The organism is Kribbella qitaiheensis (assembly GCF_042657745.1).
GTDB classification, from domain to species: Bacteria; Actinomycetota; Actinomycetes; order Propionibacteriales; family Kribbellaceae; genus Kribbella; species Kribbella qitaiheensis.
This window is the reverse complement of record NZ_JBHSKE010000025.1, coordinates 129176-149148: the sequence shown is the minus strand read 5'-3', so window position 1 is coordinate 149148 and position 19973 is coordinate 129176. Positions and strand designations below refer to the sequence as shown.

The 19973-nt window shown below is 68.6% G+C and carries 17 protein-coding genes; 10 read left to right on the top strand and 7 right to left on the bottom strand.

Annotated features, from left to right (window positions below; translation table 11 throughout):
• Positions 1–48 precede the first annotated feature (48 nt).
• Positions 49–1377 (bottom strand): hypothetical protein, encoded by a 1329-nt coding sequence (locus ACFPJ1_RS20690; protein ID WP_380106109.1) that lies wholly within the window; start codon positions 1375–1377, stop codon positions 49–51.
• A 176-nt stretch (positions 1378–1553) separates the two neighbouring features.
• On the opposite strand from ACFPJ1_RS20690, the gene ACFPJ1_RS20685 reads away from it, so the two are divergent.
• The 4 genes from ACFPJ1_RS20685 (at position 1554) to glsA (ending at position 6192) form a co-directional block, all read left to right on the top strand.
• Positions 1554–2798, top strand: a complete 1245-nt coding sequence (locus ACFPJ1_RS20685; protein WP_380106107.1) for a cell division protein PerM — start codon at positions 1554–1556, stop codon at positions 2796–2798.
• Positions 2799–2880: 82 nt separating this feature from the next.
• The gene (purN, locus tag ACFPJ1_RS20680) at positions 2881–3525 is read left to right on the top strand and encodes a phosphoribosylglycinamide formyltransferase (protein WP_380106105.1); all 645 of its coding nucleotides are present in this window, start codon (positions 2881–2883) and stop codon (positions 3523–3525) included.
• A complete protein-coding gene (purH, locus tag ACFPJ1_RS20675; RefSeq protein ID WP_380106103.1) occupies positions 3522–5093 on the top strand; it encodes a bifunctional phosphoribosylaminoimidazolecarboxamide formyltransferase/IMP cyclohydrolase in 1572 nt (523 codons plus the stop codon). The genes purN and purH overlap by 4 nt, the downstream gene beginning before the upstream one ends.
• Before the next feature lie 109 nt (positions 5094–5202).
• The gene (gene glsA, locus ACFPJ1_RS20670) at positions 5203–6192 is read left to right on the top strand and encodes a glutaminase A (protein WP_380106102.1); all 990 of its coding nucleotides are present in this window, start codon (positions 5203–5205) and stop codon (positions 6190–6192) included.
• A 44-nt stretch (positions 6193–6236) separates the two neighbouring features.
• Here glsA and ACFPJ1_RS20665 read toward each other — a convergent pair whose 3' ends face one another.
• Positions 6237–6548: a hypothetical protein gene (locus tag ACFPJ1_RS20665; protein WP_380106100.1), complete on the bottom strand. Its 312-nt coding sequence runs from the start codon at positions 6546–6548 to the stop codon at positions 6237–6239.
• 58 nt (positions 6549–6606) lie between these two features.
• Between ACFPJ1_RS20665 and ACFPJ1_RS20660 the strand changes: the two genes are divergently transcribed.
• The 6 genes from ACFPJ1_RS20660 (at position 6607) to ACFPJ1_RS20635 (ending at position 14555) form a co-directional block, all read left to right on the top strand.
• Positions 6607–7326 (top strand): hypothetical protein, encoded by a 720-nt coding sequence (locus ACFPJ1_RS20660; RefSeq protein WP_380106098.1) that lies wholly within the window; start codon positions 6607–6609, stop codon positions 7324–7326.
• Between the two features lie 147 nt (positions 7327–7473).
• The gene (locus ACFPJ1_RS20655; protein ID WP_380106097.1) at positions 7474–9519 is read left to right on the top strand and encodes a hypothetical protein; all 2046 of its coding nucleotides are present in this window, start codon (positions 7474–7476) and stop codon (positions 9517–9519) included.
• The gene (locus ACFPJ1_RS20650; protein WP_380106095.1) at positions 9512–10990 is read left to right on the top strand and encodes a hypothetical protein; all 1479 of its coding nucleotides are present in this window, start codon (positions 9512–9514) and stop codon (positions 10988–10990) included. Before ACFPJ1_RS20655 ends, ACFPJ1_RS20650 begins: the two co-directional genes overlap by 8 nt.
• 89 nt (positions 10991–11079) lie before the next feature.
• On the top strand, positions 11080–12360 hold the full coding sequence (locus ACFPJ1_RS20645) for a glycoside hydrolase family 18 protein (RefSeq protein ID WP_380106094.1): 1281 nt from the start codon (positions 11080–11082) through the stop codon (positions 12358–12360).
• The gene (locus tag ACFPJ1_RS20640) at positions 12361–12999 is read left to right on the top strand and encodes a phosphotransferase (RefSeq protein ID WP_380106093.1); all 639 of its coding nucleotides are present in this window, start codon (positions 12361–12363) and stop codon (positions 12997–12999) included.
• 68 nt (positions 13000–13067) lie between these two features.
• Entirely contained in the window at positions 13068–14555 is a 1488-nt protein-coding gene (locus tag ACFPJ1_RS20635; protein WP_380106091.1) for a peptide ligase PGM1-related protein, read from the top strand.
• 21 nt (positions 14556–14576) lie between these two features.
• Here ACFPJ1_RS20635 and ACFPJ1_RS20630 read toward each other — a convergent pair whose 3' ends face one another.
• The 5 genes from ACFPJ1_RS20630 to ACFPJ1_RS20610 all read right to left on the bottom strand — a co-directional run bounded on the left by ACFPJ1_RS20630 (position 14577) and on the right by ACFPJ1_RS20610 (position 19948).
• Positions 14577–15224 (bottom strand): TetR/AcrR family transcriptional regulator, encoded by a 648-nt coding sequence (locus ACFPJ1_RS20630; RefSeq protein WP_380106089.1) that lies wholly within the window; start codon positions 15222–15224, stop codon positions 14577–14579.
• On the bottom strand, positions 15214–15945 hold the full coding sequence (locus ACFPJ1_RS20625; RefSeq protein WP_380106087.1) for an ABC transporter permease subunit: 732 nt from the start codon (positions 15943–15945) through the stop codon (positions 15214–15216). The genes ACFPJ1_RS20630 and ACFPJ1_RS20625 overlap by 11 nt, the downstream gene beginning before the upstream one ends.
• 11 nt (positions 15946–15956) lie before the next feature.
• Positions 15957–16610 (bottom strand): ABC transporter ATP-binding protein, encoded by a 654-nt coding sequence (locus tag ACFPJ1_RS20620; protein ID WP_380106085.1) that lies wholly within the window; start codon positions 16608–16610, stop codon positions 15957–15959.
• An 85-nt stretch (positions 16611–16695) separates the two neighbouring features.
• Positions 16696–17682, bottom strand: a complete 987-nt coding sequence (locus tag ACFPJ1_RS20615; protein ID WP_380106084.1) for a pirin family protein — start codon at positions 17680–17682, stop codon at positions 16696–16698.
• 91 nt (positions 17683–17773) lie between these two features.
• Entirely contained in the window at positions 17774–19948 is a 2175-nt protein-coding gene (locus ACFPJ1_RS20610) for an MMPL family transporter (protein WP_380106082.1), read from the bottom strand.
• Positions 19949–19973: the final 25 nt, after the last annotated feature.

Genomic DNA, 19973 nt, shown 5'->3' with positions numbered 1-19973 from the left:
CCGTCTCGTTTCCCGGTACTCCGGCGCCCGGAGTACAGGGTGGGTGGGCTACTTGAAGGTCAGGGAGCGTTCGGCGGCGCGGATCAGGACCTCGTTGAAGGCGGCGTCGCTGATGTCGAGCTTCTTCAGCACCGGGAAGAGGATGTAGACCGCGCGGTCGCCGGTGGCCGCGATGCCGATCCGGTAGGTGAAGATCTTGCCGCCACCGGTGTCGTAGGACGCCCGCCAGCTCTCGCCCTTGATGCTGGGCAGCGCCAGGGTGCCGGTCGCCTTCACCGTCGCGTTGGACGTGGTCTTCTTGCAGTTGTCCACGTTCTTGCGGATCCCGGTGACGAAGGTGCTGGTCGCGACCGGGGTGGCGAACTTCGCGACCATCGTGTCCAGGCCGAACTCGGTCGGCACCTTGGCGTCCGGCGCGACGTACGTCTGCGACTTGTACTTCGCCGCCCTCGCCTTCTTCAGGTCGATCTTCTCGCAGCCGGTGCCGTTGCGGGTGGTGCTGGCGGCGCTGACCCAGGGGGTGTCGATGCTGTCCAGGATCGGCAGGTCGATCGGTGCCATGAAGCCGGCCGGCTCGGAGGTCGGGAGCAGGGCGACTCTGGCGGCCGGGGTGCCCGTGGTGCACTCCGCCTCGGCGCAGATCCGCTTCAGCCCGGCGCTCGCGGCGCCCATCACGCCGTACGGCTTCGGGGTGACCTTGGCCGTGCTGTCGTGTTCCATCACCATCGTCGTCTGGCCCGCGGTGGACACGCTGATCGTCCGGTACTTGTTGATCTTCTCGCCGGGCTGCCCGAAGACCGCGACCACGCCCTTGTCGCCGAGCCCGGTGGTCGAGTAGCTGGAGATCAGCCGGTACTGCGGGGTCGCGCACTGGCTGAGCCAGCCGAGGATCGTGGTGTAGGCCTTGCCTGCGGCGGCCGCGTCGTTGGAGACCTCGACGTACTGGACCGCGGTGTCCTTGGTGGTGGCGTTCTTGAAGTTGCGCACCCACGTCCGGATACCGGCCGGATCCGCGAACCGCTGCGACTGGCAGACGAAGGAGCGGTCCGGCGCGCTGCTGCCGTCGGCCGTGCCGGCGACCGTCCAGACGCCGGTGGCGGACAGCGGCTTGGCAGCAGGCCCGTCGAGCAGGACCTTGGCGTCCGACAGCATATTCGCGGCGCCACCGGACTTGTCGTCGCCGGCGCTCGTCTTGGCCCCGCTCGCGGAGCCGTCGCCGCCGAAGGCGTTCACGGCGGCGATGCCACCGCCGCCGACCAGGACCAGCACGGCTACTCCCGCGCCGATCAACTGGTTCCTGCGCCGCGCCTGCTGGCGACGCGCCTCCCGGGCGGCGGCACGACTGCCGCCCCGCGGGGCGCGGTGGGAACCGGTCATCTAACTCTTGACCTCCAGACTGATTCCACCCGACGGTACCCGGTGGTCCGCCGTGCTCCACCGCGAGGTACGACACACAAGGACACAAGGACACAGACAGCAAGCCGGGCCGAAGTCTTCCATATCCGGCGTGTCAGAACGAGCAGGTCCCCGGCAGCGGGCGACGATGGAGCGAGATGACCGACATGCTGAGCCGTCCGGGCGCCCGTGACGGCGGACCCCACCAGGCGCCCGGACCCGCCCAGTCCGACGCCGGCACCCCTACGAAGCCGGTGCTCGTCTCGGCCGTGATCGGCGCGGGTGCCTGCCTGCTCACCGGCCTGCTGGCCTGTGCGGCCGTCGCCGTGGTCGGCTGGCTGGCCGCGGCCTTTGGAGGTGCCTCCGGTGCGGTCCGGGCCGGCGCCACGGTCTGGCTGGTCGCGCACAAGACCAGCGCGACTCTGGGTGATGCGTCGCTCACCATCGCGCCGCTGGGGCTGACGCTGTTCCTCGCCTGGTGCCTGTACCGCGGTGGCAAGTTCACGGCTCGGATGAGCGCCGCGGACGAGCCCAAGGACCTGACCATCGCCTCCGGGGTGTTCGCCGTGACCTACGGGCTGGGCGCGCTGATCATCGCGCTGCTCACCTCTGACGGCTCGGTGAAGGTCTCGCCGATGTCGGCCTTCCTCGGCGCGGCCTCGCTGGCGCTGATCGCCGGTGCCGCCGGGATCCTGGTGGAGTCGGGAGCCGCCGGGGACATCGCCGACGCGACGCCGCAGGGCCTCCGCGACACGATCCCCGCCGCCTTGGCTGCCGCGCTCACCGTCTTCGCCATCGCGAGCCTCCTGTACGCCGTGGTGCTGGCCGTGCACTTCTCCCGCGTCACCTCGATGCTGGAGTTGCTCGACGCCGGCGCGGTCGGATCCGTGGTGCTGTTCGCGATCTGCCTGATGCTGCTGCCGAACGTGATCCTGTACGTCGTGGGGTTCCTCGCCGGCCCGGGGTTCCAGTTGGGCGTGGGGACGACGATCGCCCCGACCGGGGTGGACGTGGGGAGCCTCCCGGCGCTGCCGCTGCTGGCCGCAGTACCGGAGGACGGGGCGACACCGACGTACCTGCTGGTGCTGACGGCTCTTGTTCCGCTCGTGGCTGGGGCGGTCGCAGGGTTGGTCGTGGCTCGGCGGGGGTTGGCGGCGGAGGACTCGGATGCGCTGGGGTGGGATGCCTTCGCTCTGCGTGGATGTATCGCCGCGTTGCTTGCCGCGGTCGGGCTGCTCGCGCTGATGGTGCTGTCGGGTGGTTCTGCGGGGCCGGGGCGGATGGCCGAGGTCGGGATTCCCGCGGCGCTGCCGGCGGCCGGAGTACTGGGGGCAGGGATGGCGATCGGGGCCGCGATCACCGCAGGCATCGTGGCCGCTCGTCGGCCGCAAGCAATCGCTTGAGTCGTGGCTGAGCTGGAGCCCCCGTCGGGCGCTCGCTGCCCGGATGCGGGTCGGACGGGAGTCGGGCGATAAGGTTTGCGGCGTGACAGACCCGGTTGCGCCCACTCCTGTACCTGATTCCGGGCCTGCGCGTCTCGTCGTGCTCATCTCCGGTTCGGGCTCGAACCTGCAAGCCCTGCTCGACGCCTGTGCCGACCCGGCGTACGGCGCCCAGGTGGTCGCCGTCGGCGCGGATCGCGAGGGCATCGCCGGGCTGGACCGCGCCGACGCCGCCGGAGTGCCGACTTTCGTGCACAAGGTCAAGGACCACGCCGAGCGGGCCGACTGGGATCGCGCGCTGACCACGTCCGTCGCGGAGTACAAGCCTGATCTGGTCATCTCGGCCGGATTCCTCAAGCTGGTCGGCGACGACTTCCTGACCAGCTTCGGGGACCGCTACATCAACACCCACAACGCGCTGCTGCCGGCCTTCCCCGGCATCCACGGACCGCGCGACGCGCTCGAGTACGGCGTCAAGGTGGCCGGCGCGACCCTGTTCTTCGTCGACGGCGGGGTGGACACCGGGCCGATCATCGGCCAGGTCGTCGTGCCGGTCGAGGACGACGACACCGAAGAAACCCTGACGGAGCGGATCAAGGAGGTCGAGCGCCGCCAGTTGGTGGAGTGGGTCGGCCGGCTGGTCCGCGACGGCTGGACCATCACCGGACGAAAGGTCAGAACGAAGTGAGCACCGACCGCAGGCCGATCCGCCGGGCGCTGATCAGCGTCTACGACAAGACCGGCTTGGAGGAGCTCGCGAAGGCGCTGTCCGACGCCGGGGTCCAACTGGTGTCGACCGGCTCCACCGCCGCCCGGATCGCCGCGGCCGGCGTACCGGTGACCAAAGTGGAGGAGCTGACCGGGTTCCCCGAGTGCCTGGACGGGCGGGTCAAGACGCTGCACCCGAAGGTGCACGCGGGCCTGCTCGCCGACGTCCGGCAGCCGACGCACGTGGAGCAGCTCGCCGAGATGCGGGTCGAGCCGTTCGACCTGCTGGTGAGCAACCTGTACCCGTTCACCGAGACCGTCGCGTCCGGCGCCTCGACCGACGAGTGCATCGAGCAGATCGACATCGGCGGCCCGTCGATGGTGCGCGGCGCCGCGAAGAACCACGCGAACGTCGCGGTGGTGGTCTCACCTTCGCGGTACGACGAGATCCTGGCCGCACTGTCCGAGGGCGGGTTCTCCCTGGAGCAGCGGCAGCGTCTCGCCGCCGAGGCGTTCGTGCACACCGCGTCGTACGACGTGGCCGTCGCCTCCTGGATGGGCAGCGTGCTCACCGACACCAGCGATGGCACCGGGTTCCCCGCGTGGGCCGGTGCGACCTGGGAGAAGTCGGCGGTTCTCCGGTACGGCGAGAACCCGCACCAGCCCGCCGCGTTGTACGTGAACGGCCGGGGCGGTCTTGCCTCCGCGGAGCAGCTGCACGGCAAGGAGATGTCGTACAACAACTACGTCGACGCGGACGCGGCCCGGCGTACGGCCTATGACTTCAGCGAGCCGGCCGTCGCCATCATCAAGCACGCGAACCCGTGCGGGATTGCAGTCGTCGGCAAGGCCTCTAAGACATTGGCCGAAGCCCACCGCCGCGCCCACGAGTGCGACCCGGTCTCGGCGTACGGCGGCGTGATCGCCACCAACGCGCCTGTCTCGGTGGAGATGGCCAAGCAGGTCGCGGAGATCTTCACCGAGGTGCTCGTCGCCCCGGCGTTCGAGGACGGCGCGGTCGAGATCCTGCAGGGCAAGAAGAACATCCGCCTGCTGGTGGCGCAGCCGCTGTCGCAGGGCGATGCCGTCGAGACCCGCGCGATCAGCGGCGGTCTTCTGATGCAGCACACCGACCGCTTCCAGGCGCCCGGCGACGACCCGTCCGCCTGGCAACTCGCCGCCGGCCCAGCCGTGTCCGACGAGGTGCTGGCCGACCTGGCCTTCGCCTGGAAGGCTTGTCGCGCGGTCAAGTCCAACGCGATCCTGCTCGCCTCCGACGGCGCCTCGGTCGGCGTCGGCATGGGCCAGGTCAACCGCGTCGACTCCTGCCGCCTGGCAGTCTCCCGGGCCGGCGATCGCGCGCCCGGGTCCGTGGCTGCCTCGGACGCCTTCTTCCCGTTCCCCGATGGTCTCGAGGTTCTCATCGAGGCCGGCGTCAAGGCAGTCGTCCAGCCGGGCGGCTCCATCCGAGACGACCAGGCCATCGAAGCCGCCACCAAGGCCGGTATCACCATGTACTTCACGGGAACCCGCCACTTCTTCCACTAGCCGCGGAAACCGCAGACCCTGGACGGAATCATCCGTCCAGGGTGATGGCTGCGCTCCTCTGGCCGCCGACACTTGCTGACAGTCAGCGTGCGAATGGAGAGCGCAGTCCATGACAACGGACCCGGCAGCGAAGGCACCTTACGTTTCGACCGGTAATCTCCCACCCGCCGACCGTGTGCAGCTCATTGTGGACGACGCTTATGAGCGCTTCCGGGCTGACGCCGATGGGGAACTCTCACGGGTGTATCCGTCGCTCGCGGCGGTCGATCCTGACAGGTTCGGTATCTGTGTCGCCAATACCCGGGGTCTCACGGCAATAGCGGGCGATGCGGATGTCGAGTTCTCGATCATGAGCGTCGCTAAACCGTTCGTGTTCGCGCTGATGTGTGCGATGCACGGTCCTGACGAGGTCGCGCGGTTCGTCGGTCTCAACGCGACAGGCAAGAAGTTCAACTCCGTGGCCGCGATCGAGGACCGGCCCGACGGCAGGACCAACCCGATGGTGAATCCGGGCGCGATCGCGACAGCGAGCATGGCGCCCGGAGCCGACGTGGACGAGAAGTGGCGGTTCCTGCAGGACGGTTTGTCGCGCTTCGCGGGCCGGGCGCTGTCGCTTGACGAGGAGATCTTCGCGTCGGCCTCGGCGACCAACTCGGTCAATCGCGCCATCGGTGACCTGTTGCGCGGCTACGGCAGGCTGGCAACCGACCCGGAAGCGACGGTCGACCTGTACACCAGGCAGAGTTGCCTGCGGGTCAGCGCTCGCGACCTCGCGGTGATGGCAGCGACGCTCGCGGCCGGGGGTGTGAATCCGTTGACAGGTGAGAAGGTCGTGGATCAGGTGAGCTGCCGGTGCGCCCTCGTCGTGATGGCGACGTCCGGGCTGTACGAAACCTCCGGCGAGTGGCTGTACACCATCGGGTTGCCGGGCAAGAGTGGCATCGGGGGCGGAATCGTCATGGTGTCGCCCGGCAAGGGCGGGCTGGGTACCTTCGCGCCCCGGCTCGATGCTGCCGGCAACAGTGTGAAGGGGCAGCTCGCCGCAGCCTTCCTCTCCCGCCAACTCGGCCTCGACCTGTTCGTGTCGGAGCCCGCCTGACAAGGGAAGCGAGCATCGCTCCCCTCGTCGTCACCTCGTTGCGGTCAGTCCAACGGGTTCACTGAGGCCAGGGCCGCCTCGAGTTCGGCAGCAATCGCGTCCAGGTCCCGCGACATCGTGTCCGGGCTGCCGGATTCCAGCAGCTCCTGCATGTGTCCCCGGGCAGATCGTACGGCGTCTCGCAGGGCGCGCGTCCGCGTTCGGGCGGCCTCATCCGGAGCCGAAGCCTCCAGAGCGGTCAGCCGGTCCTCGACCGCGGTGACCCGACTCGCCGCGACGTTCCAGCCGCCGGCGGCCTCCGCGAGCGAACCCATCTGGCGCAGCTCCGCGACCAGCACGCGGGCAAACCATGCCATCTCGTCCTCGGCCGACGCCAGGTCAGCCCGCCATGCCCCGCGACGACGCGCCCTGATAATGAGCGGAACGGCCACGACGACCGCGAGCACCACCGCCGCCAGCAGCCACCACAGCCACGAAGGCGCACCGGATGACTCGGCCGCCGAGGGCTCAACCGCCGGCGAGGTCGTCGGTGACTCGGCGGATGTGGGAGCCGAGGTCGGCGGGGCGGTCTCCTCGCTTTCCGATGACCGGGTGGGGCTTGGTTCCGGCTCGGACGTGATCGGCGAGGCGGCCTCCGGGCGTTCCGATGACCGGGTGGGGCCTGGTTCCGGCTCCGACGTGATCGGCGGGGCGGTCTCCTCGCTTTCCGATGACCGGGTGGCGGGGCTTGGCTGCGGCGCCGTCCGCGTCGGCGAGGGGGGCTCCGAGCGTTCCGGCGACCGGCTGGAAGGGCTTAGCTGCGCCGTCGGGCTGGGTAGCGAGCTCGGCAATCGCGACTCCGACGTCGTCGGGCGGTCGATCGAGCCATCGTTTCCGCAGGCACTGAAGAGCAGGGCCAGCACAGCCAGGCCAACTGCTCGCATCACCAGCGGCAGCACTGTGCGTCGGTCGGATCCGGCTCTCCTGGTCACCATTTCCGGTCCTTTCGACCAGCATCGGTTTCAACCGCCATCGTGGTCGCTCCTCGCTGTCGATGGTGCTCCAGAACGGAGGATCGCACTTTCTGCGTCCCTCGGACTCACCCTTTCGGGACGATATTTGGGATCATCCACCGGAAATTGCGGAACACGGTGAGCTGTTTGTTCTGCGGCATTCTGCTTCTACCCTGACCTGGGGAGTGAACGGGCAACGGGGCTGGGGGGCGGGGATATGTCACCGGGGGATCAGGCGCGGAATGGGCAGCAGCGAAGTATTCTGCATGAGGCTATCTGGCGGACGCCGGTGCCGAGTTCTCCTCCGGCTTCGGATCCGTACCGGGAGGCCCTCGGACTGAACCTGCTGGCGCTTGCGCTCAGGCTCGACCACGTAGACCGCCTTTCCGAGTCGCTGCACCTGGTCGACTCGACCCACATGACTCGTTCGGTTGCCGTCGACATCAACCTCGCCAGGTTGACCGATGCGCAACGAAAGGCGTTGCGGGCTTCGCCGCATGACACCGCTGCGAAGCCGAAGTCGATCTGGCTGCCGCTCGGGCGGACGGCCCGGACCGACCTCGCCCCGATTCAGGTGAAGGACTCGGCCGGTGCCGTGCTGACCACGATCACCCATCGCGCGACCGTCCGGGCCCTCGGGCAAGGGCTGCGCCGCGCGTTCATGATCTGGCTGGACTCGAACCCGGACGCGCACCGGCCCGGCCATGAACTGCAGAGACTCCGGCACACCCTCTACCGGTCGAGCTGGCTGATCGAGGCTGCCCTGACGAACCTGATCGAGAACGGCAGCACCCCGGTCGCTCGCCACCAGCCGGTGCCGGACCCCGGCGTGACTCGCTCGATGCAGATCCGGCAGACCGCGCACGAGGCCGTCGACACCCTGTTCGCCACCAGGGACAACCCGTTCCTGAGCCTGCTGGAGATGGTCTCGTCGGAGCACCTGCTGGTCGTGGAGGTGGACGCGTCGCAGGATCACGCAGTACTGCGGTACGACGCGCCGGTGCTACCCGCGTTGGAGAGCGACACCCAAGGGTCGCGTTTCGCCAAGCGACGCTGGCGTCCGCCGTCGTGGGCTTCACTGGAGCACGAGTTCACGGTGACGTACGAGACCGTCATTCCGCGTGCGGTGAACTCGTACCACGCGACGGTCGAGGTGCCGGAGGAGTTGCGGGTCCGGCGGCTGCTGATGACCAGCGACAACGACGGCTACGCAGTACGGCTGCTGATCGGGGACATGCACGCACTGGCCGACCGGTACGAGGTTCTGGCAGCCACGGCTCCGGATGTGCTCGAGCTCGAGCTTCAGGCCGTCGTCTCCCGGGCGGCCGAGCTCGGACGCCGGCGGCACAGCGACCTCGCGGCGTACCACGGGTACGTCAGAGCCTGCTACCGGACTTTCACGCACCGGCTGCCCAGGTTCCGCAGCCCGTCGAACCAGCTGCCGGATGCCGAGAAGCTCTGTCAGGAACTGGGCACGCCGGGGCGGACGTTGGAACGGTTGTGGCAGCTGTCCGAGCTGTCGGAGACCACCGACGACCTGGGGGAACTGAGCGCGAAGCTGACCCCGGAGATCCTGAGGAACTGGGCGGAACAGATCGGAACGGCTGAGCTGCACCTCGACATCCACGTCGACAACGACCCCCGGGAGAACGCCGGCCACACGCACTGGAGCCGACGGAGCTTCGGTCCGAGCCAGCTGTCGGCGGAGCCGGTCAAGGCGACTGTCTATGCGGCGTTCGTCGACGATCCGCCGTCGCTGGCCGCCAGTGTCGGCCGGCTGCTGTTCGCGGTCGTCGCGCTGGTGGTGGCTCTGGCGACGTTCCTCGAGATCGGGCCGTCCGATCTGGCGCACGCACTGGTCGACGGTCCGAAAGGCACGCCGGCCACTGCGTCAGGTATTGGGCCGGGCGGTGTGTCGCCTACCGGGCCGATCTCCACCGCGGATGCTTTGGTGACGATCCTCCTGCTCGTTCCCGGTCTGCTGTTGTCCCGCCTCGACATCCCGTCCCACCAGACGGTGCTCGGCCGGCTGCGGCTCTTCTCGCGGTACGTGGCCTACGCGGCGGTCTCGGTCGCGACCGGGCTGGCTCTGTGTGTCGCCACGCGGGGAGCCAACGACCTCGCCTTCCCGTTGGTGATCTCGCTGATCCTGCTGGCTCTGATCGTTGCCTTCGTACTGCTGGACGGCGGTATCAAGGCTTACAAGCGACGGTCCCGGGTCCCGAACAAGGAGGCGGTGCCGCGCTGGTTGATCGCGGACATCCGTCGAAAGCCCAGACCCAAGCGCAGGACGGCGGCGGAGTTCTCCACCGTGGGACGGAGCAGCCATGTCTAGGGCGGGGCAACGGCCGGCCGAGCTGGCAACAGTTCTCGCCCAGGCGGCGAGTTTCGGCGGTCCCGCTGTCGCCTTCGAAGTGGTGCACCGCACTCGCGAGCACCTGACCACGCCGCTGGCCATGCCCGCCGAGTCCGACTGGGCAGGCATCTGCCGCGAGACCCTCGTCTTCGATCTGCCGTCGGCCGGATTCCGGGTGCACACCGGATTCGCCGAATCGCCCGCCAGCACGATGGCCGGTCTGGGCTCGCTGAACGCGCGTCCTTGTGCCGGTGGGTTCTCCTATCAGGGCACGGCTTCGCTCAATCCACGCTTTCTCTATGACTCCTCGCGAGACCACGAATTACTGCTGTCGGTGGGGGAGAAACCCTGGCAGCTCGACCATACGGATTCACTGCTGATGACCAGGATCATGGCCGAGCTGGCGTCGGGCGCGGCGTCCAACCAAACCAGGTCGCCGATCCTCTTGCTCCAGTCGCCGGTGGCACCATTCCGGAACTGGACGAAATGGCCGGAGAACCAGTCCGGCGAACCACCGAAGATGGCGCGCGGAGCGGCGATCAGATTGTCGGTCGGGGTGGACGGCGACAACAGCGGCGGGCGGTTGGCGCTGATCGGCGAGACGGTCCGGATCGCCCGGGAGTACGGACTCCAGTTGCACCTGGGCGACCGCCGGCTGGGCCGGGTCCGGGGCGAGTGGAAACAGGCCGTCGAGTTCACACCCGGCCGGTACGCCGAGAAGCGCGGCGAGGTGGAGGCGCCGTCAGGTGATCCCGGCCAGGCCATGTTGGTGACGTTCGTCGGCCCGGCGCGGGTGGGGTCGTCGGCCTCGGTGCTGGAGGCGTTGGCGAAGGGCGGCGTCGGCGTACTCGCTGTCACGGTGGCGTCCCTCCAGGAGTTGGCGTTCATCAACCTCGTCGTGGCAGTGCCGCCGGGCAGCAATCCTCGGCCTCCGACGGAGGACCAGCGGGTCCAGTCGGCCTTGGAGGGTGTCAATTGGCTCGCGGCGGTGTGCGGTCAGTCAGGCGAGATGTTGACCGTTCCCCGGGCGATCGACTACCAGGTCTGCCTCACCGGACCGGTTCCCTGGCAGGCGGACACGGAGTACAAGGCTCATCCGCTGTGGCTGCAGTGGCACGCCCCGGTCAGCAAGCACGAGTCGCTGACGGTCATCGACGACGTGATCCTCGAACTCCTGCGCTCCGACATCGTCAGCGACGCCCAGCTCGACTACTGCCGCTCACGAATGACCGGGGACGGCCGGATCTGCTCGGCCAAGGTGTCGGTGCGGCTGATCCCGGACATCGCCGACGACGACCTGCCCGACAGGCTGAGCGTGCTCTGCCGCGCGACCCAGGCCGAGGTCGAGTGGAAGCGGACGAACCAGGACCCGGACCACCGATCCGTCGGCCTCAAGGTCGCCTGGCGAGAACGCTGGCTCGGCCGCTTCAAATCCACCGGCGTCGTCTGAAGTTGCTTTCGTTAGAGACATTGCGTAAGTCGGCAGGCGGACCTACTGTGAGCGCACCCTGTCCCTCACACCGCCCGTTGGGGAGAAGCATGTCGGTGAAACGTCGGAGTCTTGCGCTGCTGGTCGCAGCGACGGTCGCGGTCCCGTTGGGACTGAGCGCGCTGCCCGCCGAGGCGCACAGTCAGAAGCACGTCGTCGGGTACTACACCCAGTGGAGCGGTTACGACCGGAACTTCCTGGTCAGCGATCTGGTCAAGAACGGCACGGCCGGCAAGGTCACCCAGATCAATTACGCGTTCGGGTTCCTGGACGAGCAGGGCAACTGCGTGAGCAGCGACCCGTGGGCCGACTACCAGCGCCCCTTCACCGCCGAGCAGAGTGTCAGCGGCAAGGCGGACGAGCCGGGCCAGGCTTTGGCAGGCAATCTGAACCAGCTCAAGCAGTTGAAGAAGAAGTTCCCGAAGCTCCGGGTCAGCATCTCGCTCGGCGGCTGGACGGGTTCGAAGTACTTCTCGGATGCCGCGCTCACTCCGGCCAGCCGGGCCGCGCATGTGAAGTCATGCCTCGACATGTGGCTGAAGGGCAACCTGCCCGGGGCGCCGGCCGGTGCGGCCAAGGGCGTCTTCGACGGGATCGACCTGGACTGGGAATGGCCTGCCAGTGAAGGCAATCCCGGCAACATCATCCGGCCCGAGGACAAGCAGAACTTCACCGCGCTGGTGCATGAGTACCGCAAGCAGCTCGACCGGGCGTCCTGGCCGTTCAGCGGGCGGTACAACCTGACGGCGTTCCTCCCGGCCGCGCCGGAGCAGGTCGACAACGGGTTCGAGGTCAAGAAGCTGTTCCGCGACCTGACCTTCGGCACCACTCAGGGGTACGACTACCACGGCTCCTGGGATCCGATCACGAACCAGCAGTCCGCGATCGACGGGCCGAAGGGTGACCCGTCGACCGAGGAGTTCAGCTCGCAGGTGACGATCGACGCGTACCTGTCCCGCGGCGCGCCGCGGAACAAGCTGGTGATGGGCGTGCCGTTCTACAGTCGCGGCTGGACGGGAGTGACGAACCAGAACAACGGGCTCTTCCAGCCGGCCACCGGCCCCGCGCCCGCGACGTACGAGGCGGGCAACGAGGACTACCGGCGGCTCAAGCCGAAGCTGGCCAACTTCACCGTGCACCGTGACAACAAGGCCGGATTCGCCTGGCTGTTCGACGGAACCACCTTCTGGACCTGGGACGATCCGACCGAGATGAAGCGCAAGGCGCAGTACATCTCGAAGCGGGACCTGGGTGGCGCAATGGTCTGGTCCCTCGACGGCGACACCGATAATGGGGAGCTGATGTCGGCGTTGCACCGTAACCTTCGCTGAGTGGATCTCGACAACCTGGTGGATCGGTTCGGCGCCTCGAGCGCTGAGCCGGTCCATCTCGGCATGTCCGGTGCGACTGTCGTTCGGCTGCGTAGGGACGGGGAAACCCTTTACTACAAGGGTGGGCAGGGTGTTGACGACGCGGCTGATCGGCTGGTCTGGCTCGGTAGGACCGGGTTCCCCTGTCCGCGAGTGGTTGATCGGGGCAACAACTGGGTGCTCAGCACCGAGCTCCCCGGTCGTGACGCGTCGCAGCCGTGGGCTGCGCGCGACCGCCCGGCTGTTCTCGCCGCGATGGCCGACGGGCTGCGGGAACTTCACTCGCTGAAGGTCGGCTGCCCCTTCGCCTCGCCGTTCCCGGGAGTGGCAGAGGTGGTGACGCACGGCGACTTCTGCGCGCCGAACGTCTTCATCGACCCGGAGACGCTCCGCTTCACCGGCATGCTCGATCTCAGCCGCCTCGGCACCGGCGATCGGTACGTCGACGTCGCCCTTATGTACAAGAGCCTGTCCGGCGAGCTCAACCCGCAGTACGGCGGACCGCCCGCGGCCCGCCGCTTCGCCGAGACCTACGGCGCCGACCTCGAGGATCCTCGCATCGCGCACTACATCGACTTGGACAACTCCGGAGCGTACTGACGGGGGCAGTCTGGCCAGGCAGACGACAGCTCCAGGCGTATTCTGATGGCCTGAGGCGGGAGTGCTGTATGAGGGACTTCTCCGACCTGCAAGGCGAGCTCGGACCAGTGTGGTCGATGAACCATCCCGGGGGATCCCCTCACGTACTCGTTGCGCTCCCGTCGTTCAGCCTCAGCGAATCGATGTTGTCGCACTATGCGACGCGGATCCCGGCACTCGAGCACCGGTACCTGCTGGCTTCGCTGATGCTGCCGCGGATCGAGCAGTGCGAGATGATCTTCATCTGCTCCGACCTGCCTTCCGATGAAGTGCTCGACTACTACGTCTCGCTGGCGCCGGAAGGGCGCAGGGCCGACGCTCGCTCCCGCCTGCGGATCGTCACAGTCGATGACCCCAGTGCCCGTTCGGTTGCGGAGAAGCTCCTGGATCGGCCGGATCTGATCCGTCGCCTCCGGGCGATGATCGGGGGGCGGCCGGCCTTCATCGAACCGTGGAACGTCACTCAGCACGAGGTCGGGATCGCTGTGCGCCTGGATGCCCCGATCAACGGGACGGCACCTGACCTGTGGCCGCTCGGCTTCAAAGGCGCGGGCCGGCGGCTGTTCCGGGTTGCGCGCGTGCCGACGCCGGTCGGCCGCGAGGACGTGCGGAGCGTTGACGAGGTGTGTGCCGCGATCGCCGCCATCCAGCTCGAGCGGCCGGCGGCTCAGGGGGTCGTCGTCAAGCACGACGACAGCGGCGCGGGCGACGGCAATCAGGTCGTCCAGTTGCGCGACCTCGCAGGCCGGCGGCTGCCCGACGCGGCGATCCGCTCACAGCTTGAGGCGATGCCGGCTTGGTACCTCGCGGATCTTGCTCTCGGCAGTGTCGTCGAGGAACTCGTCACCGGTGCACACGCCACGAGCCCGAGTGTCCAGGTCGACATCTCCCCGGATGGCGAGGTGACCGTCCTGGCCACGCACGAACAAGTGCTCGGCGGGACCAGCCATCAGATCTACCGGGGCTGCCATTTCCCGGCCGATGCGGCTTACGCGGCGACGCTGGCGACGTACGCGGAGGCAGTCGGCCGATTGCTCGCGCCTCGCGGTGTCGTCGGCCGGCTGAGCGTGGACTTCTTCGCCGTACGGGATGCCGCCGACCAGTGGAACCTGTATGCGCTGGAAATCAACCTACGCAAGGGCGGGACGACCCACCCGTACGCCGCGCTGCGGAACCTCGTCCCTGGGCGCTACGACCCGATGGCCGGGACCTGGTGCACGGCCGACGGGTCGTCCCGGTGCTACGTCGCGACTGACAACCTGGTCGACCCGGCCTGGCTCGGTCTGCCACCTGCGGACGTGATCCGTGCGGTCGCCGAGGCAGGTCTTCAGTTCGACCGTCACAGGAAGACCGGCGTCGTCCTCCACATGCTGTCCTGCTTGGCGGTCGACGGGCGCGTCGGGCTCACCGCGATCGGTCTGACGCACGACGACGCCCAGGCGATGTACGACGAGACCCAGAGGGCGATCTCCGCTCTGTCCGTCAGTTCCCCTGATCGGCGGAGCCTGTCGGTCTGATCAGGGAGGCCACCCGGGTCTTTATCCCGAGGGTTGGACCTGGATACCAGCGAGCAACGTCCGGATGATCCCCGGGATCTGGTCGGCGAGCGCCTCGCGGGAGGCGCCGGCCACGAGCGCGGTGAAGCCCATCATGATGGTGGGGCCCATGATCAGCAGGGTGGCGGATTCGACGTCGAACGCGCCCAGGCGGCCTAGCTTCTGCTCGGCGGTGAGGTAGTCGGCGATGGGCTGGTGCATGCGGTTCGGGCCGAGCGGCTGCCGGTGGATCTCTTCGATGAACCGGTGCAGCAGAGCCGGCTCCGACATCAGGCCGGCCACGGTCGGCAGGGTCTCGGTGACCAGGTCCACCGCAGCCTGCGCGTAGGCGATGAGGTTGTCCTCGACGGTGCCGCTGCCGGCAACCGGCAGGTTTGTGTCGAACCGGGTTACCGACCCGGCGTACCGGCGGAGCAGGGCGGCGATGAGAAGTTCGTGCTTGGCCCCGAAGTAGTTGTACAGCACGCCGTCGGAAACCCCGGCCGAGCGGGCGATGTCGCGGGTCGTGATGGTGGAGACCTGCCGCTCGCCGAGCAGCTTCTCGGCGGTGTCGATCAGGTGCTCGCGCAGCGCGGTGGCCGGGTCATCGCCGACCCGGCCCCGCACGGCTCTGGCGCGTCTAGGAGACATCGCGCCTAACCGTAGTCGACACCGCGACGAGCGCGAACAACAGCGCGTACGCGGCGAGCACCAGCCCGCCGCCCCACCGTGGCAGGAGGTCGACGGCAGGTGCCGGCACACCCTCCAGCGCCAGCCCGCTGTTGAACGGCAGCCAGCGGTCGAAGCCTCCGACGAGCTGGACGACGATGCCCTCGACCAGGGCGATCCAGGCCAGTGCCGCGGCGACGGCGCCGACCAGGTTGCGGATCAGCGCGCCCAGTCCTACCCCGATCGCGCCGAAGCACGCGTTCCAGATCACGCAGCCTGCCATCGTCCGCCAGAGTGCCGGGTCGGACAGGTCGAGCGAGCTGCCCTTCCCGGAGAGCCAGAGTGCGGTCGCACCGAAGGCCACCAGGGAGCTGACCAGACCGAGGACGGCACCTGCGGCGGCATACACCGCGAGCTTCGCGGTGATCACCCGCCCGCGCCGCGGCGTACCGAGGTAGGTGTCGGTGATGGTCTTGTGCCGGTATTCGCCCGCGATGCCGACGATGCCCAGCACCAGGGAGACGATCGAGACGAGGCCGGCATGCCCGACCGCTCGCAACGGTGTCGCCGGGTCGCCGAGGTCCGCACCGTTGACGAAGAGTCCGCTGACACCTGCCAGCACCACCAGTTGCGCGGCAGCCAGCACAAGCAGCGGGCTACGGACGGTGCGAAGCTTGAGGAATTCGTTCTTGATCCCGGTCATGATCCACTCCTTCACCGTGCGCCGGTCAGGTTGAGGAAGGCGGTCTCGAGCGAGTCCTCGCCGAGGCTGTCGAGAGCGCCGGCGAACCGGAGCCTGCCCTCATGCACGATCACGACCTGATCGACGGTCTGTGCCACCTCGCTGAGCACATGGCTGGAGACGAGGATCGCGCGCCCGTCCTTCGCTTCCTTCCGGAGCAGGTCGCGCGTCCAGGCGATACCGGCAGGGTCGAGCCCGTTGGCCGGCTCGTCGAGGATGAGCACCTCCGGATCCCCGAGAAGTGCCGAAGCCAGGCCGAGCCGCTGCCGCATGCCCAGCGAATAGCCTTTCACCCGGCGGTCCGCCGCCTCGGTGAGCCCGACCAGCTCGAGCACCTCGTCAACCCGCCCGGCCGGCACGCCGACCGGCTGCGCGAGCACGCGGAGGTGGTCCCGGCCCCGGCGCCCGGGGTGGAAACCGGTCGCCTCGAGCAGCGCGCCCACGACGCGCCGTGGCTGGGCGAGCTTGCCGTACCGATGCCCTCCGATCAGTGCCTCACCAGCCGTCGGGCGGACCAGGCCAAGCGCCATCCGCAGCGTTGTCGTCTTTCCCGCGCCGTTGGGCGCGAGGAAGCCGGTTACCTGCCCGGACGGCACCTCGAAGGTCAGCTCCTCGACGGCGTGCACACCCGCTGCTGGAGGAGGCTGGAAGCGTTGCGTCCGAAGAACCGTGGGTCAGGGCCTCAGGTTCTTCGGACGCAACGCAAGGGAGTCAGTTGGACTCGCGGAGCTCCGTCGGAGCGCCGTGGACCGCGGGGATGGAGCCGAGCTTGCCGGCCTGGAAGTCCTCGAAGGCCTGGACCACCTCGGCGCGCGTGTTCATCACGAACGGGCCGGCCATCGCGATCGGCTCGCGGATCGGGCGGCCGCCGAGGACGAGCACATCCAGGTTCGGCTCCGCCTGCGGCTGGGACAACGCGGCCGCCGTACGGATCGTGTCGCCGGGGCCGAAGACCGCGAGCTGACCCTTGCGGATCGGCCGGTGCTCGGCGCCGACCGTGCCCTGACCGGCCAGGACGTAGACGAGCGCGTTGTAATCGGGCTGCCAAGGCAGCACCAGCTCGGCGCCCGGGCTGACCGTGGCGTGCACCAGCGTGATCGGGGTGTGCGTCGATCCCGGGCCGTCGTGGCCGTCGACCGAGCCCGCGATCACGCGGATCAGCGCGCCGCCGTCCGCAGTGGACAGCAGGGCGGAGTCACCGCCGCGGATGTCCTGGTACTTCGGGGCCGCCCACTTCTGCGCCTTCGGCAGGTTCACCCAGAGCTGGATGCCGTGGAAGAGGCCGCCGCTGAGCACCAGGTGCTCCGGCGGGGTCTCGATGTGGAGCAGGCCGCTACCGGCCGTCATCCACTGGGTGTCGCCGTTGGAGATGACACCGCCGCCGCCCTGGGAGTCCTGGTGCTCCATGATCCCGTCGAGCATGTAGGTGACGGTCTCGAAGCCGCGGTGCGGGTGCCACGGGGTGCCCTTCGGCTCGCCCGGCGCGTACTCCACCTCGCCCATCTGGTCCATGTGGATGAACGGGTCCAGGTCCCGCATGTCCACGCCGGCGAAGGCGCGGCGGACCGGGAAACCCTCACCCTCGAAGCCGCTGGGCGCGGACGTCACCGACCGGACCGCGCGCTCGTTCGCGACGGCCGGGTCGGGCTGGTGGACGCGGGGCAGCACGGTGATGTCGCTGACGGTCACGGCGGGCATGGCGGGTCTCCTCGCTCGTAGGTAGTTAAAGAATAAACTAACCGCTCCAACCGTGACAACCCCTCGGACATTCCGTCCCGCGCGTGAGGGGTCAGTCGACGCTGACGAGGTCCTTGTCGGCAGGCTTCGGAGTGGCGGCGCGCAGGTTCTCGCCCTCGATGTCGACCTTGGGGGTGATCCGGTCGAGCCACTTCGGGAAGAACCAGGCGCGGTCGCCGAGCAGGGTGAGCACGGCCGGGACCAGCGTCATCCGGACCACGAAGGCGTCGATCAGTACGCCGATGGTGAGGCCGAAGCCGATCGTCTTGATGATCGGATCGTCGACCAGGATGAAGCCGGCGAACACCGCGGCCATGATCAGCGCGGCGGCCGTCACCACCCGGGCGCCGTGTCCGACCCCGGCGATCGTCGCCTCGGTGGCCTGCTTGCCGTGCACGAACTCCTCGCGGACCCGGGACACGATGAACACCTCGTAGTCCATCGCCAGGCCGAACAGCACGCCCATCATGATGATCGGCAGGAAGCTGACCAGCGGCCCGGGTGAGTCCACGCCGAGCAGTGAAGCGCCCCAGCCCTTCTGGAACACTCCGACGGTGATGCCGAAGGTGGCGCCGATGGTGAGCAGGAACCCGAGGGTCGCCTTCAGCGGGACCAGCACCGACCGGAACGCCAGCAGCAACAGCAGGAACGACAACCCGATCACGACCAGCAGGTACGTCGGGAGCGCCGAGGTCAGCTTGTTCGACACGTCGACGCCGACCGCGGTGTTACCGGTGATCGAGATCGAAGCGTCTCCCGAGGCCAGCGGATGGACGGCGGTCCGCAGATCCTTCACCAGGTCAGCCGTCTGCTCCGACGCGGGACCGCTCGCCGGGATCACACTGACCAGCCGGGTGGAACCGTCGGCGTTGCCCGGTCCGGGCGTCACCGCGACGACGTCCTTGAGGCCCTTGCTCTTGGCCGTCACCTGCTCGACCAGGCCGCCGGTCGTCGCCGCACTGTCGCTCTTCACCACGACCACCAGCGGACCGTTGGACCCAGGGCCGAAAGCAGCCGCCGCCAGGTCGTAGGCCACCCGCTGGTTCGTCCCGGCGGCAGCGGACGCGCCGTCCGGAAGAGCCAGCCGCATGTCCTGCGTGGGAATCGACAGCACTCCCAACCCGATGATGCCGACGGCAACGACCGGGATGCGGAAGCGGGTCACCAGCCGGGCCCAGCGGAACCCGAACCCCTCGGTGGCAGGCGTCGCCGCGGTCTTCCGGACCTTCCGCGGCAGCACCCGCCGGCCGATGAACCCGAGCATCGCGGGCAGCAACGTCAACGCGACCAGTACTGCGGTCAACACCGTCGCGGCGGCGGCAAGTCCCATCGCCGTGAGGAACGGGACACCCACCAGACTCAAGCCGGCAAGGGCGATCACCACGGTGGCGCCGGCGAACAACACGGCCGAACCGGCGGTCGCCGTAGCTCGCGCGACCGACTCCTCTTCATCCATCCCGGCCGCCAGTTGGGTGCGATGCCGGGAACTGATGAACAGCGCGTAGTCGATCCCGACCGCGAGCCCGAGCATCAACGCCAGGATCGGCGCCGTCGAGGAGACGTCCACCACCGAGGTGATCAGGAACAACCCGGCCATGCCCGCGAGTACGCCGATCAGCGCGGTCAGCAACGTCATTCCCGCGGCCACCAGCGAGCCGAAGGTCACCACCAGGACGACGGCCGCGATCGCGACGCCGATCACCTCGGTCGAGCCGATCTCCGGCGGACCGCCGACGATCTGCCCACCCGGAACCACTTGCAGATCGCCCGAGCTCAGCGCCTTCAGGTGGTCGTACGCCTCGGTGCTCGTCTTCGCCAGTTCATCGGCCGGCTTGGCGAACTGGACGCTGATCAGGCCGGTCGCGCCGTCCGGGCTGATCGCCTTGCTGGTGAACGGATCGACCGCGCCGACGACCTCGGGCAACTGGTTGACCTTGGCAACGGTCGCGCCGACCGCGGCCTTGACGGCCGGGTCGGTCAGCGTCTTGCCGGCCGGCGCCTTCACCACCACGGTCGCCGAGGCCCCGCTGGCGGCGGGCAGATCCTTCGCCAGCGCGTCCAGGGCGCGCTGCGACTCGGTGCCGGGGATCGAGAAGGTGTTCGAGGTCTGGCCACCGAGCGTCAGCGCGCCGACTCCCAGCAGCACGAGCACGAACGTCCAGATCGCGGCCACGAGCCGGCGGCGCTGGTACGAGAACCGGCCGAGCCGGTACAGGAGATTGGCCATCAGAAGTGCGTCCGTTCGCTGGTAC